This is a genomic window from Streptomyces venezuelae (assembly GCF_008642375.1).
Taxonomy (GTDB): domain Bacteria; phylum Actinomycetota; class Actinomycetes; order Streptomycetales; family Streptomycetaceae; genus Streptomyces; species Streptomyces venezuelae_G.
The window spans coordinates 4,006,397-4,021,948 of sequence record NZ_CP029194.1 but is presented as its reverse complement, the minus strand read 5'-3'; the positions used below and the strand labels follow the sequence as shown (position 1 = coordinate 4,021,948).

At 72.9% G+C, this 15,552-nt stretch carries 18 protein-coding genes and 1 pseudogene; 12 read left to right on the top strand and 7 right to left on the bottom strand.

Annotated features, from left to right (window positions below; translation table 11 throughout):
* The first annotated feature begins 38 nt into the window (after positions 1 to 38).
* Genes DEJ46_RS18270 through DEJ46_RS18255 form a run of 4 tightly spaced genes read left to right on the top strand, consistent with a single transcriptional unit; the run spans position 39 to position 3,811 of the window.
* Entirely contained in the window at positions 39 to 1,616 is a 1,578-nt protein-coding gene (locus tag DEJ46_RS18270) for an N-6 DNA methylase (protein WP_190622736.1), read from the top strand.
* Complete coding sequence (locus DEJ46_RS18265; protein ID WP_150267810.1) at positions 1,613 to 2,275, top strand: restriction endonuclease subunit S; 663 nt, start codon at positions 1,613 to 1,615, stop codon at positions 2,273 to 2,275. Before DEJ46_RS18270 ends, DEJ46_RS18265 begins: the two co-directional genes overlap by 4 nt.
* A 46-nt stretch (positions 2,276 to 2,321) precedes the next feature.
* Positions 2,322 to 2,813, top strand: coding sequence for a Fur family transcriptional regulator (locus tag DEJ46_RS18260; RefSeq protein WP_223834751.1), 492 nt, complete (start codon positions 2,322 to 2,324; stop codon positions 2,811 to 2,813).
* 32 nt (positions 2,814 to 2,845) lie between these two features.
* Positions 2,846 to 3,811, top strand: a complete 966-nt coding sequence (locus tag DEJ46_RS18255; protein WP_150267808.1) for a YgfZ/GcvT domain-containing protein — start codon at positions 2,846 to 2,848, stop codon at positions 3,809 to 3,811.
* Between the two features lie 4 nt (positions 3,812 to 3,815).
* Here the strand turns inward: DEJ46_RS18255 and dtd are convergent, their stop codons facing one another.
* Positions 3,816 to 4,241 carry a D-aminoacyl-tRNA deacylase gene (gene dtd / locus DEJ46_RS18250; protein ID WP_150267806.1) on the bottom strand — a complete coding sequence of 142 codons (426 nt, stop codon included), beginning with the start codon at positions 4,239 to 4,241 and terminating at the stop codon, positions 3,816 to 3,818.
* A 129-nt stretch (positions 4,242 to 4,370) separates the two neighbouring features.
* Between dtd and DEJ46_RS18245 the strand changes: the two genes are divergently transcribed.
* The 4 genes from DEJ46_RS18245 to DEJ46_RS18230 all read left to right on the top strand — a co-directional run bounded on the left by DEJ46_RS18245 (position 4,371) and on the right by DEJ46_RS18230 (position 9,184).
* Complete coding sequence (locus DEJ46_RS18245) at positions 4,371 to 5,006, top strand: ABC transporter substrate-binding protein (protein WP_150267804.1); 636 nt, start codon at positions 4,371 to 4,373, stop codon at positions 5,004 to 5,006.
* Between the two features lie 143 nt (positions 5,007 to 5,149).
* Positions 5,150 to 6,397 (top strand): GNAT family N-acetyltransferase, encoded by a 1,248-nt coding sequence (locus DEJ46_RS18240; RefSeq protein WP_150267803.1) that lies wholly within the window; start codon positions 5,150 to 5,152, stop codon positions 6,395 to 6,397.
* A gap of 12 nt (positions 6,398 to 6,409) precedes the next feature.
* Positions 6,410 to 7,039, top strand: coding sequence for a TetR/AcrR family transcriptional regulator (locus tag DEJ46_RS18235; protein WP_150267801.1), 630 nt, complete (start codon positions 6,410 to 6,412; stop codon positions 7,037 to 7,039).
* 69 nt (positions 7,040 to 7,108) lie between these two features.
* Positions 7,109 to 9,184, top strand: a complete 2,076-nt coding sequence (locus tag DEJ46_RS18230) for a HelD family protein (RefSeq protein ID WP_150267799.1) — start codon at positions 7,109 to 7,111, stop codon at positions 9,182 to 9,184.
* Between the two features lie 304 nt (positions 9,185 to 9,488).
* Here DEJ46_RS18230 and DEJ46_RS39965 read toward each other — a convergent pair.
* The 3 genes and pseudogenes from DEJ46_RS39965 to DEJ46_RS18215 form a co-directional block, all read right to left on the bottom strand.
* A pseudogene (locus DEJ46_RS39965) lies at positions 9,489 to 9,644 on the bottom strand (HTH domain-containing protein); the annotation flags it as partial.
* Positions 9,641 to 11,155: an MFS transporter gene (locus DEJ46_RS18220; protein ID WP_150267796.1), complete on the bottom strand. Its 1,515-nt coding sequence runs from the start codon at positions 11,153 to 11,155 to the stop codon at positions 9,641 to 9,643. The pseudogene DEJ46_RS39965 and the gene DEJ46_RS18220, both read right to left, overlap by 4 nt.
* Positions 11,156 to 11,256: 101 nt before the next feature.
* Positions 11,257 to 11,742 (bottom strand): MarR family winged helix-turn-helix transcriptional regulator, encoded by a 486-nt coding sequence (locus DEJ46_RS18215; RefSeq protein WP_150267793.1) that lies wholly within the window; start codon positions 11,740 to 11,742, stop codon positions 11,257 to 11,259.
* 138 nt (positions 11,743 to 11,880) lie between these two features.
* Here DEJ46_RS18215 and DEJ46_RS18210 point away from each other — a divergent pair, with 138 nt between their 5' ends.
* The gene (locus DEJ46_RS18210) at positions 11,881 to 12,375 is read left to right on the top strand and encodes a hypothetical protein (protein ID WP_150267791.1); all 495 of its coding nucleotides are present in this window, start codon (positions 11,881 to 11,883) and stop codon (positions 12,373 to 12,375) included.
* Between the two features lie 19 nt (positions 12,376 to 12,394).
* On the opposite strand, the gene DEJ46_RS18205 is transcribed toward DEJ46_RS18210, so the two are convergent.
* From DEJ46_RS18205 to DEJ46_RS18195, 3 genes are all read right to left on the bottom strand, one after another.
* Entirely contained in the window at positions 12,395 to 12,985 is a 591-nt protein-coding gene (locus tag DEJ46_RS18205) for a DinB family protein (RefSeq protein WP_150267789.1), read from the bottom strand.
* A gap of 55 nt (positions 12,986 to 13,040) precedes the next feature.
* Positions 13,041 to 13,460, bottom strand: a complete 420-nt coding sequence (locus tag DEJ46_RS18200) for a VOC family protein (RefSeq protein ID WP_150267787.1) — start codon at positions 13,458 to 13,460, stop codon at positions 13,041 to 13,043.
* A gap of 67 nt (positions 13,461 to 13,527) precedes the next feature.
* The gene (locus DEJ46_RS18195; protein ID WP_150267785.1) at positions 13,528 to 13,920 is read right to left on the bottom strand and encodes a helix-turn-helix transcriptional regulator; all 393 of its coding nucleotides are present in this window, start codon (positions 13,918 to 13,920) and stop codon (positions 13,528 to 13,530) included.
* 89 nt (positions 13,921 to 14,009) lie between these two features.
* Here DEJ46_RS18195 and DEJ46_RS18190 point away from each other — a divergent pair, with 89 nt between their 5' ends.
* The 3 genes from DEJ46_RS18190 (at position 14,010) to DEJ46_RS18180 (ending at position 15,525) form a co-directional block, all read left to right on the top strand.
* A complete protein-coding gene (locus tag DEJ46_RS18190) occupies positions 14,010 to 14,462 on the top strand; it encodes a helix-turn-helix domain-containing protein (RefSeq protein WP_150267783.1) in 453 nt (150 codons plus the stop codon).
* 35 nt (positions 14,463 to 14,497) lie between these two features.
* Positions 14,498 to 15,073 carry a hypothetical protein gene (locus DEJ46_RS18185; RefSeq protein WP_150267781.1) on the top strand — a complete coding sequence of 192 codons (576 nt, stop codon included), beginning with the start codon at positions 14,498 to 14,500 and terminating at the stop codon, positions 15,071 to 15,073.
* A gap of 107 nt (positions 15,074 to 15,180) precedes the next feature.
* Positions 15,181 to 15,525, top strand: coding sequence for a DUF2516 family protein (locus DEJ46_RS18180; RefSeq protein ID WP_150267779.1), 345 nt, complete (start codon positions 15,181 to 15,183; stop codon positions 15,523 to 15,525).
* The last annotated feature ends 27 nt before the right edge of the window (positions 15,526 to 15,552 follow it).

Here is a 15,552-nt window from a genome sequence, read left to right as displayed (position 1 = left end):
TACTGGTCACCCGGTCGGACATCGCTCGCCTCGCGGGCGTGAATCGTCCTGCCGTCACCAACTGGGCACGTCGGCATGAGGACTTTCCGCAGCCCGTCGACTCCGTACGGACCGGCACGGGGGCGGCTGACACGTTCCGGGCCTCCGAGGTGGCGGAGTGGCTCGCGACCAGGCGGATCCCCGTCAGCGGTCTCCAGGCGGGTGAACCGGAGGGGACGACCTACGGAGACCGGGTCCTGGCCTCCCTCGGGGTGGGCAGGCGAGCCACCCCGCAGACCGTTCTCACGCACATCCTCGACCGGGTCAGGGGCGAGGCCACCACGGAGCGCGCCCTCGATCTGCTGATCGCCGTCACCTATGCCGTGGCGGCCCGTCCTTCCGCCGAACTGTCGCGTTCCGCCGACGTGTGGTGGACCGTGACGCGAATCCTTGCCGAGGACGGCATCGAAGGGGCACCCTTCGGAGCCACTCCGGACGAGGAGCGGTGGCAGGATCGTTCCGCCGGCTCCGTGGCACACGCGCTCGCCGCCGAAGGCTGGGACCGTGACACGGCGATCGAGGCGTTCGACTGGCTCGTCGAGCAGCGCATCGGCACCGAGGGGCGGCGCGGCAACGAGCTGGTCACGCCCAGGGCCGTGCGTCGCCTGATGGCGGAACTGCTGCCCGAGACCCACGGCAGCGGCGACCTGTCGATCCTCGACCCCTTCTGCCGCACGGGCGAGATCCTGGACACCTGCGTCGCCGTCTTGCGGAGCGGGGCACCGGAGGCGGCGCTCTCCGTGCATGGCGTGAGTGGCGGGGCGGGCGACGCCGCCCTGGCTCGTATGCGACTGAACCTCCGGGACGTGCCCCGCACAGTGGAGGCCGCCGGATCCGGGTGGCCGGAGTCCGGCGAGCGGTACGCGGCCGTGGTGAGCAACCCGCCGTTCAACCAGCGCACCGAGGACCTGTACCGCTACACCGAACACCTCCCGTACGGCATGCCTCCCCGGCACAGCGGGAACTTCGTCTGGCTCCAGCTCGCCGCCTCCGCGCTCGCTCCGGGAGGAAGAGCGGTCGTGCTGATGCCGAACATCGCCGCGCAGTCGGCCAACCCGGCCGAGCGGGCCATCCGTGCCGCCATGGTCGAGAGTGGCGCAGTGGAGGCGCTGGTCGCCCTGCCCCCTCAGTTGTTCGGCAAGGCCACGAGCATCCCGGTGACCCTGTGGTTGCTGCGCAACCCCACCGATGTCCACCGGGATGTGCTGTTCGTCGACGGGGCTTCACTCGGCACCATGACCGACCGCGTCCGGCGGGTCCTGTCGAAGGACGACGTCGACTCCATCGTGGACGTCTGCCGTCGATGGCGGTCGGCTCAGGACGACGGGCGGACCTTCTCCGGACAGGACGGATTCAGCGCCGCGGTGTCCCCGAGCAACCTGGCGGCCAGGGACTGGCTGCTCAGTCCCGTCCTGCACGTGGCCCCCGGGCCTCAGGAGGGAGCGGGTGGTTCCGCCGCGCAGATCGGCCGTTTGATCGACGACCTCGCAGAGCGGGACGAGCAGGCGCGCAAGGCGGACGTACGAGCGCGGGAGATCCTCTCCGAACTCGGTGGGGAGGGCAGGTGGAGAGCATGAACCAGGCACAGGACGCGGGAGCCGCGCGACAAGAAGGGCGTTCGGGGGAGGGCCGCAGGGTGCTCCTCGGCGAGATCTGCGACATCCAGAGCGGGATGCCGGCGCTGAAGCCGGGACAGTACGTGGCCGAGGGACTGCCCGTCGTCCATCCCGTCGACCTCGTCGGCCACCGGCTGACGGATTCACCCTCCCGTCACGTGCCCGTGGAGGACGCGGAACGGCTGGGGAGGTATGCCGTCGCCGACGGCGACCTCCTCATGACCCGGTCCGGGACGGTCGGACGGGTCGCGCGGGCCACCTCGGACGAGCAGGGGTGGCTGAACGGCCCGTCGCTCATCCGGCTGCGGGTGCGGGAGCGCGAGTATGTCGACCCGGACTACCTCCTGGCATGTCTCGCCTCGTCCGCGGGTCAGGAATGGATCCGTCGCGCCGCCGCGGGTTCGACCATCCAGCACCTCTCGATGCGCCTGCTCGCCGACCTCCCCGTCCACCTGCCGGGGGCGCCGGAACAGCGGCGGGTGGGGCGGACGCTCAAGGTGCTGGAGGAGAAGATCCGGGCGCACGAGGACGTGGTGCGTGCGACGCGGGCCCTCCGGGATGCCTTGACGGACGAGATGACGTCGGGAGGCGCCCACGGCGTCGGGGCTGTGGACCGGTGACCGGACGGCCGGCCCGATCCGGGGCGGTCACTCCTACACTGGGGGCGTGGTGACCACCGAAAGCACCGACTGGAAGAGCGACCTGCGGCAGCGCGGCTACCGGCTGACGCCGCAGCGGCAGCTTGTCCTGGAGGCCGTGGACAGGCTGGAGCACGCGACCCCGGACGACATCCTCGTCGAGGTCCGCAAGACGGCCTCCGGGGTGAACATCTCCACCGTGTACCGGACCCTGGAGCTCCTGGAGGAGCTCGGTCTGGTGAGCCACGCGCACCTGGGACACGGGGCTCCGACCTACCACCTCGCCGACCGGCACCACCATCTGCACCTGGTCTGCCGTGACTGCTCCGAGGTCATCGAGGCGGACGTCGAGGTGGCGGCCGGCTTCACCGGGAAGCTCCGCGAGACCTTCGGCTTCGAGACGGACATGAAGCACTTCGCCATCTTCGGCCGGTGCGCCGCGTGCGTACGGAAGGCGGCGGACGCCGCGGACACCGGGACGACCACGGACGCCGGGGACGCCGGGACGACCGGGGCCTAGGCCGCTGCCCGGCGAGTCGTAGGCTGGCTCCTATGAAGAGCCCTCTGCTGTCCCTGCCCGGCGCCGTCGCCGCCGAAGGCCGCGACGAAGGCGTCGCCGCCCACTACGGCGATCTGTTCCGCGAGCAGCGCGCCCTCGCCGACGGCTCCGGTTTCGTCGACCTCTCCCACCGCGGTGTCGTCGCCGTCACCGGTGACGACCGGCTGAGCTGGCTGCACCTTCTCGTCACCCAGCACATGACCGACCTGGCGCCCGGGCGGGCGACCGAGGCGCTCATCCTCTCCGCGAACGGGCACATCGAGCACGCCCTGTACCTCGTCGACGACGGCGAGACCGTGTGGGCGCACGTCGAGCCGGGGACGCGGGAGGAACTCCTCGCGTACCTGGAGTCGATGAAGTTCTTCTACCGGGTCGAGGTCGCCGACCGTACGGACGACATCGCCGTCGTCCACCTCCCGGCCGGCTCCATCGCCGAGGTCCCCGAAGGCGCCGTCGTACGGGAGACACCGCACGGCCGCGACCTGTTCCTGCCCCGCGCCGACCTGGAGTCCTTCGCGGCCTCGCACGGCCCGGCCGCCGGCGTCCTCGCGTACGAGGCGCTGCGCGTCGAGGGGCACCGGCCGCGGCTCGGCTTCGAGACCGACCACCGGACCATCCCGCACGAGGTCGGCCTCATCGGCAGCGCCGTCCACCTCCAGAAGGGCTGCTACCGGGGCCAGGAGACCGTCGCCCGCGTGCAGAACCTGGGGAAGCCGCCGCGCCGCCTGGTCTTCCTGCACCTGGACGGCAGCGAGGTGCTGCTGCCCGCCCACGGCGCGCCGGTCCGGCTGGCCGCCGACGGCGAGGAGGGCCGGCAGCTCGGCTTCGTGACGAGCGCCGTCCGCCACTACGAGCTGGGCCCGATCGCCCTGGCACTGGTGAAGCGGAACGTCCCGGTGGACGCGCCGCTGCTCGTCGGGAACACGGCGGCCGCGCAGGAGACGGTCGTCGAGCCGTAGGGCCTCAGACGTCCAGGAGTACGGTGAACGGGCCGTGGTTCGTGAGCGAGACGCGCATGTCCGCTCCGAAGCGGCCCGTCTCCACGTGCGCCCCCAGCTTCCGCAGCTGCGCGACGACCTCGTCGACGAGGGGCTCGGCGACCGGGCCGGGGGCCGCGGCGTTCCAGGTGGGCCGGCGGCCCTTGCGGGCGTCTCCGTAGAGGGTGAACTGGGAGATGACGAGCAGCGGCGCGTTCACGTCGGAGCACGACTTCTCGTCGTCGAGCACTCGGACGGACCAGAGCTTTCTGGCCAATTGGGCCGCCTTCTCGGGGGTGTCGTCATGGGTCACCCCGACCAGGACGCACAGCCCCTCGCCGACGATCTCTCCGACGGTCTCCCCTGCGACGACGACTTTCGCGCCGTCCACTCTCTGCACCACAGCTCGCATGCGTCCCAACGTACCGGCCGGGAACTGTAAGGGGCCGAACGGGTGCAGAGCGCCTGCACGTGCACGGGTGGGAGTGGCACGATGCCTGTCAGGCGGTGCGGCTCCGCACCGGTCGAGGGGACGATTCTCATGAGTGCACCTGGCACCGGGCCGACACCGTCCGGCCCCGTACCGCTGTTCCGCGCCGGAAGCGTGGGCCGAAGCCCCGGCGGAGGCACGGGCGGAAGCCCGATCTCGTCGCGTCCACCCGTGCAGCGGACCGGGGAGCCGGTCCTCGCGGACCGGGAGCGGCCGGACCTCGGCGCGCTGCGGCTGCCCGAGCTGCGCGCGCTGCGCCGCGAGGCGCAGAGCGACGAGGCCGATCTGAGTTACGTACGGCGCATGCTTCAGGGGCGGATCGACATCCTGCGGGCCGAGCTGGCGCGGCGGACCGATCCGGAGGCCCCGGTCCTCGACCGGCTCTCCGAGATCCTCGCCGACGTGCCCTCGCGGCACCGCAGCTCGGCCCGGCACGTGACGATGTCGACGCCGCGCGGCGACGAGTACAGGCGGCTGGCGGCCGAGATGCTGTCGGAGGTCGAGCTGTCGGACCTGACGGCCCGGACGGACGAGGAGCTGCACACGGCGATGGGGCGGCTCGCGGGGTACGAGCAGCAGATCTCGCGCCGACGCCAGCACCTCCAGCGGACCGCCGACGACTGCAGCGGCGAGATCGCCCGCCGCTACCGCGAGGGCGAGGCGCAGGTCGACGACCTGCTGGCCTGAGGGTCCGCAGGCCGGCGATCTGCCGGCCTGCGGGGCCGGTGGACACCCCTCGGGGCCGGTGGGTTCCTGAGGGGTGACCCGGTGCGGGCGGCGGCCGGGAAACCCGGGTGCGGTTGCGGTGGTGCGCTGCGTAGGGTCGGGGGATGAGTGTCGACGTGCGCGCGGTGACGGAATCCGACTTCCCCGGCTGGCTCCTCGCCCTGAAGACAGGGTTCCTCCGGCCGCCCCGCGTCACCGACGAACTGGTCGCCGACCGCCTCGCGAACGCGGACCTCGCGCGGACGCTGGGTGTGTTCGACCGCGACCGGATCGTCGCCACCTTCCGGTCGTTCCGGCAGGAGGTCAGCACGGTCGGCGGCGGCAGCCTGACCGCCGACGCCGTCACGCAGGTCACCGTCTCCCCGACGCACCGGCGCCAGGGGCTGCTCAGCCGCATGATGGCCGCCGATCTCGCCGCTGCGAAGGAGCGGGGCGACGCGATCGCCACGCTGATCGCCGCCGAGTACCCGATCTACGGACGGTACGGCTTCGGCCCGGCGAGCTGGACCACCGAGTGGAGCGTGGACGTGCGGCGGGCCGGGCTCGACCCGCGGCGCACGGGGCGCCCGGACGGCGGCGGCCGGATCGACCTGGCCGACGGCGAGGAGATCCGCAAGATCGGTCCCGAGGTGTACCGCCGGCTCGCCGGGGTCCGCGCCGGGGTCACCGACCGCACGACGCGCGGCTGGGAGCAGGGCACCGGTCTCGGGTACCAGCTCGATCCGTGGACCGAGCCGTTCTACGCGGTCTACCGCTCCGACTCCGGTGAGGTGGAGGGGTACGTCGCCTACACCGCCGACGACAAGTGGGACGACGCCAAGCAGCCCGTGAACACCGCGTCCGTGCGGGACCTGATCGCCGTCACCCCGGCCGCCGAGCGCGCCCTCTGGCAGTACGTCTGCTCCATCGACTGGATCACCACGGTCCGCTCCGGCTACCGGGCGCCCGACGACCTGCTGCCGCTGATCCTGCCGGACCCGCGGGCGGCGAAGACGCTGACGTACGTGGACATGCTGTGGGTCCGGGTCCTGGACGTCGTCAAGGTCCTGGAGAGCCGGACGTATCCGGTGGAGGGGAGCCTCGTCCTCGACCTGCGGGACGCGGACGGCCTGGCGGGCGGGCGCTATCGCCTCGACGCCTCCCCGGCGGGCGCGAGCTGTGTCCGTACCACCACCGACTCCGCCGACCTCGCCTTCGACATAGCGGAGTTGGGGACGCTGGCCTTCGGTGACGAGTCGGCGGTACGGCTCGCCCGCCTCGGCCGTGTCGACGAGCTCGCCCCCGGCGCCGCGGCCCGCGCCGACCTGCTGTTCCGCACGCCGCTGCGGCCGTTCTCGCCCGACATCTTCTGAAAGGCAGTGCTCATGACCTCGGACGCTCCGGAGCCGTCCGGGCTGCGCGAACGGAAGAAGGAGCGCACCCGGCAGGCCTTGTCGGAGGCCGCCGTCGCGCTCTTCCTGGAGAAGGGGTTCGACGCGGTCTCGGTCGCGGAGGTGGCCGCCGCCGCCGAGGTGTCGAAGCCGACCCTCTTCCGGTACTTCCCGGCCAAGGAGGACCTCGTCCTCCACCGGTTCGCGGACCACGAGGACGAGGCCGCCCGGGTGGTGGTGGCGGGGCGGCGCGCCGGTGTCGCGCCGCTGGACGCGCTGTACGCGCACGTGCTCGACGGGCTCGGCAGGCAGGACCCGGTGACCGGTCTCTGTGATCACCCGGCGGTGCTGGCGTACCACCGGCTCCTGTACGGCACGCCCGCCCTGGTCGCCCGCCTCCACGCGTACCGCGCGCGGTCGGAGGCGGCCCTCGCGGACGCGCTCGGCGGCGATCGGCTGGACGCGCGGATCGCGGCCGGGCAGATCGTGGCCGTGCTGCGGGTCCTCGCCGAGGAGAACACGGCCCGGATCGCGGGCGGCGAGTCGGCCGGGGAGGTGGCGGCGGACGCGGTGGCCGCGGCGGGGCGGGCGTTCCGGGCGCTGCGGGAGGGCCTGCCGTACTGACCCGCCCGAGCTCATGTGTAGACAAGTAAAAAATGTAACTCAGTAACGTTTTCCGCTAGCCTTGTCGGAATGACGTCACTGGACCTTGAGCTCGCCCGCGAACGCGCCCACCACGACGCCTGCCGCGCCGCCCTGACCCGGATGACCGAGGACGTCGCCGAACAGGTCGTGACCGGCGAGGACGTCGCCGCGTCCGGCGCCGACGCCGAGGCCCTCGGCTTCCACCTCCGCAGCCGCGCCAAGGAGATGGGGGAACAGCCGCCGGGCCCGCTGTTCTTCGGACGCCTCGACCGGGAAGACGGCCAGACCCACCACATCGGCCGCCGCCGGATCGCCGAGGACCCCGCCGCACCGCCGCTCGTCGTCGACTGGCGCGCCCCCGTCTCCCGCGCCTACTACCAGGCCGGCGCGCATGACCCGCAGGGCGTCCTCCGGCGCCGGCGCTTCGGCTGGGCCCCGAACAGCCGGGGCGCCACCGAGGACCTCACCGCCCTGGAGGACGAACGCCTCGGCGACGGCGGGACGGGGACGGTGAGTGCGCTCGTCGCCGGGGAGATCGAGCGTCCCAGGGTCGGCCCCATGCGGGACATCGCCGCCACCATCCAGCCCGAACAGGACGACCTCGTGCGCTCCGACCCGGCCGCCTCGCTGTGCGTGCAGGGCGCGCCCGGCACCGGCAAGACCGCGGTCGGTCTGCACCGGGCCGCGTACCTCCTCTACAGCCATCCGCAGCGGATCCGCCGTTCCGGGCTCCTCGTCCTCGGTCCGCACCGCGCCTTCCTGTCGTACATCGCCGAGGTGCTGCCCTCGCTCGGCGAGACCGGCGTCCGGCAGGCCACCCTCGACGACGAGCTCGCCCGCCATCCGGTCCGGGCCGAGGACGGGGAGGCGGCGGCCCGGATCAAGCACGACGCCCGGATGGCCGGGGTGCTGCACCGCGCGCTGTACGGCAGGGTCGACCCGGTCCCTCCCGGGGACCTGGCCGTCCCCGACGGCTCGTACCACTGGCGGCTGCCCGCCGCCGAGCTCGTCGCGATCGTCGAGGCGGTACGGGAGGAGGCGCCGCCCTACGCCACGGGACGCGAGCGGGTCCGCGCCCGTGTCGTCCGGGCCCTCCAGCTCCGGGCCGAACGCCGGTCGGGGGCGGTGGGTGCGGCCTGGGTGCGGCGCGTCGAACGGGCCCGGGCCGTGACCGCCTTCCTCGACGCGTGCTGGCCGAGGACGACCCCGGAGGAGGTGCTCGCCGAGGTCCTCACGGATCCGGCGGGGGCCGCCGCGCCGGAGGCGGGCGGGGCGTCGGAAGGCGGGCGTGCGATGGGCGCGCTGACGGAGGCGGAGGCGGCGGCGATCCGCTGGGAGCGGCCGCCTCGGTCGCACCGCTCGGCGCGGTGGACCGCCGCCGATCTCGTCCTCCTCGACGAGCTGGCGGGCCTGATCGAACGCCCGGAGAGCTACGGCCATGTCGTCGTCGACGAGGCCCAGGACCTCTCGCCCATGCAGTGCCGGGCGATCGCCCGCCGTACCGCTTTCGGCTCGCTCACCGTCCTCGGGGACCTCGCCCAGGGCACCACGCCGTGGGCGGCCCGCGACTGGCGTGAGCAACTGGCCCACCTGGGCAGGGGCGAGGCGCCGGTGGTGCCGCTGACCCTCGGCTACCGCGTACCGGAGGCGATCGTGGAGCTCGCCAACCGGCTCCTGCCGCACCTGGGCGCCGACGTGCCGGCGGGCCGGTCGGTCCGTACGGACGGAGAGGTGACGGTCCACCGGACCACGGACCTGTCGGCCGCGACCCGCCGGGCCGTGCTCGCCGCGCTCGCCGCGGAGGGATCGGTGGGGGTGATCACGGCCGAAGGCCTCGTCGGCCGGGTGGAGGAGGCGGTGCGCGGGTGCGGGGCGGGGGAGCGGGTGACCGTGCTGCCCGCGACGGCCGTCAAGGGCCTGGAGTTCGACCATGTCGTCGTGGTCGAACCCGCCGCGATCGTGGCGGCCGAGGCACGCGGTCCGAACCGGCTGTACGTGGTGCTCACCCGGGCCGTGTCGCGGCTGGCACTGGTGCACGCGGAGGAGCTTCCGGAGTGTCTGTCGCCGGTGCCGGTGCCGGTGCCGGTGTCAATGCCGGGTTCCGCTGCCCGTGCAGCGCGGTGAGTTCGCCGCCGATGCGGGCGAGGGCCGTACGGGCCTCCCGGGGGTCGAGGAGCTCCACGCGGGCTCCCAGCCCCGCCAGCCGGGCGGCGACGGCCTCGGGGCAGGGGCCGTCGATCTCGACGGGGGTCCAGCCGTCCGGGGCGGCTTCCCCGTACCGTATCCGCGCGCCCAGGAGGCCTTCGAGGGGCGGCTCGGTGCCGGGGGCGGCGCGGCCCCGCACCGTCGCGGCGATCTCGGGGGCGGTGAGGCCGGTCAGGTCGGTGCGGGCGCTGCCGACCAAGGCCCAGCCGCCGCCCTTGCCGGCCTGCGAATGGACCGGGACCCCGGCGCTCGCGAGCTCTTCGAGGTCCCGGCGGGCGGCCCGTTCGGACACGTCCAGTTCGGCGGCGAGTTCGGCGGCGGTGACGCGTTGCCTGGTCTGGAGGAAGAGCGGGGCGGCGACGAGTCGGTCGGCTCTCATGCGGCCATGGTCATCCGGGGGGTCTTCTCGGAGTCGGAGTCGGAGTCGGAGTCGGAGTCGGAGTCGGAGCCGGAGTCGGAGTCGGGGGTGTCGGCGTTGCCGGCGGTCGGGCGCAGGACCGTGAAGGCGACCGCCAGGGCGGCGAGGACGAGCGCGGTGCCGAGGGCGAAGGCCAGGTGGTAGCCGCCGGTCAGGGCCTCGGCGGTGGGCCGGCCGGCCGCCGTGAGGGACTCGGTGCGGGAGGCGGCCAGGGTGGAGAGGACCGCGACGCCGAGGGCCATGCCGATCTGCTGGGTCGTGTTGAAGAGGCCGGAGGCGAGGCCCGCGTCCTTCTCCTCGGCGCCGGACATGGCGAGCGAGGTGAGGGCGGGGAGCGCGAGGCCGAAGCCGGCGGCGAGCAGCATCACGGGGAGCAGGTCGGTGGCGTAGTCGGCGTCGACGGGGAGGCGGGTCAGCAGGCCGAGGACGCCGACGAGCAGGAGGAGGCCGGTGAGGAGGATGTTCCGCTCGCCGAAGCGGGCGATGAGGCGGGCCGAGACACCGAGGGAGACGACACCGATGACGACGGCGGCGGGCAGCATCGCGAGGCCGGTCTCGGCGGCTCCGTAGCCGCGGACCTTCTGGAGGTAGAGGGCGACGAGGATCTGGAAGGAGAAGAGCGCGGCGACCATCAGCATCTGGACGAGGTTGGCGCCGGAGACGCTGCGCGAGCGGAGGATCCGCAGGGGCATGAGCGGGGTGGCGGCCTTCGTCTGGCGGACGAGGAAGCCGGCCAGGAGGGTGGCGGCGAGGGCGCCGAAGCCGAGGGTGTGCGCCGAACCGGCCCCGTACTCCTCGATGGTGACGACCGCGTAGATCCCGGTCATCAGGCCGGAGGTGACGAGCAGCGCGCCGAGGACGTCCGCGCCGGCCTTCAGGCCGAGGCCGCGGTCGGCGGGCAGGGCGGGGAGGGCGAGGAGGAGGGCGGCGACGCCGATGGGGAGGTTGATGAAGAAGATCCAGTTCCAGGCGAGGGCGTCGGTGAGGACTCCGCCAAGGACCTGGCCGAGGGAGGCGCCGGCGGCGCCGGTGAAGCTGAACACGGCGATGGCCCTGGCGCGTTCGCGGGGTTCGGCGAAGAGGGTGACGAGGATGCCGAGGCCGACGGCGGCGGACATCGCGCTGCCGATGCCCTGGAGGAAGCGGGCGGCGATCAGGACCTCGGGAGAGGCGGCGGCGCCGGCGAGGAGCGAGGCGGCGGTGAAGAGGCCCGTGCCGAGGAGGAACATCCGCTTGCGGCCGATGAGGTCGCCGAGGCGGCCGGCGAGGAGGAGGAGCGAGCCGAAGGCGATGAGGTACGCGTTGACGACCCAGCTGAGGCCGACGGGGGTGAAGCCGAGGTCGCTCTGGATGGCGGGCATCGCGACGGTGACGATGCTGCCGTCGAGGACGGTCATCAGCATGCTCGTGGCGAGGACGCCGAGGGCGAGGTGTCGGGAGGTGCGGGGGCGGGTGGCGGCAGGCGCGGACATGGCTCTCTCTCCTGTTCGGTGGAGGCAACAGGAGAGACGTTAGCAGATGGTTTTGTTGCAGACTATTTTTTACGGGAGTACTTGCGCGGTCCCGGCGGGGCTCAGCCGCGCTGGCGCGCCCGGCGGGCGGTCCCCGGGCCCTCGACGGGGGTCTCCAGGTGGCCGGTGGCCAGGCGGTTCAGCGCGCGCAGCAGGACCTCGCGCTCCTCGTCGGGCAGAGAGTCGAGAGCCTTCTCGTGGACCCCGTCGACGATCTTCTGGCTCTCCTGGGCGACCTTCGCCCCCTCCGCGGTCACGGCGATGATGCGGGCCCGCCGGTCGGTGCTCGACGGCTTCCGCTCGGCGAGCCCGGCCTTCTCCAGGGCGTCGACGGTCACGACCATGGTGGTCTTGTCCATGTCCCCGATCTCGGCGAGCTGCGCCTGTGTGCGCTCCTCCTCCAGGGCGTGGACGAGGACGCAGTGCATCCGGGGAGTGAGTCCGATCGCGCCGAGCTCTGCGGTCATGCGGGTGCGCAGGACGTGGCTGGTGTGGTCGAGGAGGTAGGAGAGGTCGGGCTCGGTGCGGGTGGGCGCCATGGCTGTCATGCCTGCCAGGGTAACGAAACTCGATCTGTGGCGGATTGTAAGGAAGCGGACGAGTTCGGGGGTGGGGGCTGCGGGAGCCGCGGGGCTGCGGAGGCTGGGGTGGCTGTGGGGGCTGCGGTGGCTGTGCAGGATGGTGGCGTGACCACACCTCTGCTCTTCCTGGACGTGGACGGGCCGCTGATCCCCTTCGGCGCGCGGGAAGGGGCGTACCCGACGTATCCGCCCGTCCCGCCCCCGTCCGTGAGCCCGCTCCTCGCACGGCTCGACCCGGCGCACGGGGCGCGGCTCGCGGCGCTCCCGTACGAGCTGGTCTGGGCGACGACCTGGGAGGAGGCCGCCAACGCATGGGTCGCCCCGCGCCTCGGGCTGCCTGATCTGCCCCTCGTCCCCTGGCCGGACGCTCCGGGCGAGGAGGAGCGGGTGCCGGGGCTTCACTGGAAGACCCCGGCCTTGGTGGCGTGGGCGGCGGGGCGGGCGTTCGCGTGGGTGGACGACGAGATCGGGGCCGCCGACCGGGCGTGGGTCGCCGACCGGCATTCCGCGCCGGCGTTCCTCCACCGGGTGGATCCCCGGCGCGGGCTCGGCGATGCCGACTACGCGGCGCTCGCGGCCTGGGTCGCCGGCGCGGGGTGACCGCCGCCCACTCGGCCGGTCACATGCCGGTCGTGCCGTCGAGCTGTTCGCGGAGGAGGTCGGCGTGGCCGTTGTGGCGGGCGTACTCCTCGATCATGTGGATGAGGACCCAGCGCAGGGAGACCGTCCCGCGCCAGGCGTCGTGGGCCGAGATGTCGAGGTCCGGGGCCTCGGCCGTGAAGCGTTCGGCGAAGGCCACGGCCGCGTGCCAAGCGTCCCAGGCCGCCGTGACGGCCGCCGGGTCGGGGGTCGCGCCGTCGAAGTCCCCGTCCGGATCGGCGGGGGAGGAGAAGAGCGGGGCCGCGTCGGCCTGGCCGGCGAGGATCTGGCGGAACCAGCGGCGCTCGACGTCGGCGAGGTGCCGGACCAGGCCGAGGAGGGAGAGCGTGGACGGTGCGACGGCACGGTGGGCCAGGCCCTCCGTGACGCCCGCGCACTTCAGCACCAGGGTCGCGCGCTGGTCCGCCAGGAACCCGACGAGCATCTGCCGCTCGTCCCCGGTCGCCGGACCGGTGAAACGGCGGGGCCCCGGGTGCGCGGTCTCGTCGAGGACGTCCGCGCGGCGCCGGGGGTCGTCCGCGGTGTCCGGGGTGTGCGTATCGACCGTCATGGCAGCCCTCCCTGTCGACCTCCGGGAATGCTGCCATGAGGGGAGGGGCCGGCGGTCAGCCGGTGCGGGGCTGGGAGAAGCGGAGCATGTTGCCCGCCGGGTCGCGGAAGGCGCAGTCGCGGACGCCGTACGGCTGGTCGACCGGCTCCTGCAGCACCTCGCCGCCGGCCGCCCTGACGTGCTCGAAGGTGGCGTCGACGTCGTCCGTGGAGAAGATCACGCCGCGCAGCATGCCCTTGGCCAGCAGTTCCGCCATGGCCTGGCGGTCGGCGGCCGAGGCGTTGGGGTCGGCCAGCGGGGGTTCGAGGACGATCTCCACGTCCGGCTGCGCGGGCGAACCGACGGTCACCCAGCGCATCCCCTCGAACCCGACGTCGTTGCGGACCTCCAGGCCGAGGGCGTCGCGGTAGAAGGCGAGCGCCTTGTCGTGGTCGTCGACGGCGATGAAGCACTGCGAGAGTCTGACGTTGTTCATGACTTCGACGCTACGGCGGCGGCCCGGAATCCGCTTCTCCGATCGTGACCGCTTGGACGCCGCTCCCTCAGCTCTTGCTCGGGCGGGTGAGGACCTTCGCCACGCATGCCGGGATCGCCGCGCCCGCCTCGTGACACCGGGCCCGGTACGCGCTCGGGCTCTCGCCCACCAGCTCCGTGAAGCGCGAGCTGAACGAGCCGAGCGAGGTGCAGCCGACCGCGAAGCAGACCTCGGTCACGCTCAGGTCGCCCCGCCGCAGCAGTGCCTTCGCCCGCTCCACGCGCCGGGTCATCAGATAGCCGTACGGCGTCTCCCCGTACGCCGCCCGGAAGCTGCGGGAGAAGTGCCCGGCCGACATGAGCGCGACCCTGGCCAGCGCCGGTACGTCGAGCGGCAGCGCGTAGTCGCGGTCCATCACGTCCCGCGCGCGCCGCAACCTCACCAGGTCCTCCAGCTTCACGCTCCCAGCATCGCACGGCCCCGCGCGGCCGCCGACACTCTTGCAAGCGCCTGCTTGCAATAGTTAGCGCGGGCTGGCATGGTCGGGGCATGGCATCGCTCAACGTCGGCAATCTCGGTGAGTACCTCCGCGAGCAGCGGAGGACCGCGCAGCTGTCCCTGCGGCAGCTCGCCGACGCGGCCGGCGTGTCGAATCCGTACCTGAGTCAGATCGAGCGGGGGCTGCGGAAGCCCAGCGCGGAGGTCCTCCAGCAGGTCGCCAAGGCCCTGCGGATCTCCGCCGAGACGCTCTACGTGCGGGCCGGGATCCTCGACGAGAAGGAGCGGGAGGAGCTGGAGACGCGCGCCGTCATCCTGGCCGATCCCTCGATCAACGAGCGGCAGAAGCAGGTGCTGCTCCAGATCTACGACTCCTTCCGCAAGGAGAACGCCGCCGAGGCCGCCGAGGCCGCGGAGGCCGCCGCCCAGGCGGCGGACGCCGGTGCCGGTGCCGACGCGGACACCCCCGACCCCACGCCCGATGCCGAATCGCCTTCGCGCTAGTCCGTACGTACGTCACACCCGGGAGGACCACCAGCATGGCCATCATCGACGAACTGCGTACCCCCCTCTACTTCGCCGCCGGCACCGCCGACCTCGCCGTGCGGCAGGCCAGGAAGGTCCCCGGCCTGATCGAGCAGCTCGCCGCCGAGGCGCCCGCCCGGATCGAGGCCGTGCGGAAGACCGACCCGAAGGCCGTGCAGGAGCGGGTGACCGCGCAGGCCAAGGAGGCCCAGGTCACCGTGCAGTCGAAGTTCGCCGAGGTCGTCGGCGGTCTCGACACGGACCTCAAGAAGTTCGGCGAGACGGCGCAGGACCTCGCCCTCCGCGGTGTGGGCGTGGCCGCCGAGTACGCGGTCAAGGCGCGCGAGAAGTACGAGGAGGTCGCCGCCCGCGGCGAGGAGGCCGTCAAGGTCTGGCGTGGAGAGGCCGCCGAGGAGATCACGGAGATCGCCGTCGTCGTCGAGCCGGAGACGGAGCCGGAGACGAAGGCGGAGGCGAAGTCGGACGAGAGCCCGGTCGCCGAGGCCGAGGCCGAGAAGGCGCCTGCCAGGAAGGCCGCCGCCCGCAAGTCCCCCGCCAAGAAGGCGGCCGTCGCCGCCGAGACGGAGTAAGGGAGCGGGCCGAACAGGGCGGGCACCAATGCGGGTAGCCGGTGCGTTGTAACGGGTACCTTGACCGCGAGGCGCTTTCTCCACATCACCACTAGGCGGTGCTCAGCATGTTGCGCGCGGGATTCGATTCCCTTCTCTCTCTGGTGATCTTCCTGGTCTTCACCGGCTTCGCCGTCGCCGCGCTCGTCTTCGCCGCCATGGCGCGCGAGGACGCCTACCGCGCCGCCGAGAAGCAGACGAAGAAGTTCTGGCTGATCATCCTGGCCGTCAATCTCGTTCTGAACCTGCTGCTGCCCATGCTGTTCCTGCAGATCGCCGGGCTGATCGCCGCCATCGTCTTCATGGTGGACGTGCGCCCCGCGCTCGCGCAGGTCTCCGGCGGAGGCCGTGGCCGCCGCGGTGGCGGCTCCAGCAGCGACGGACCGTACGGCCCCTACAACGGCGGCCGGTAGCGGATCGTAGGAAATACGTGCAAGGCA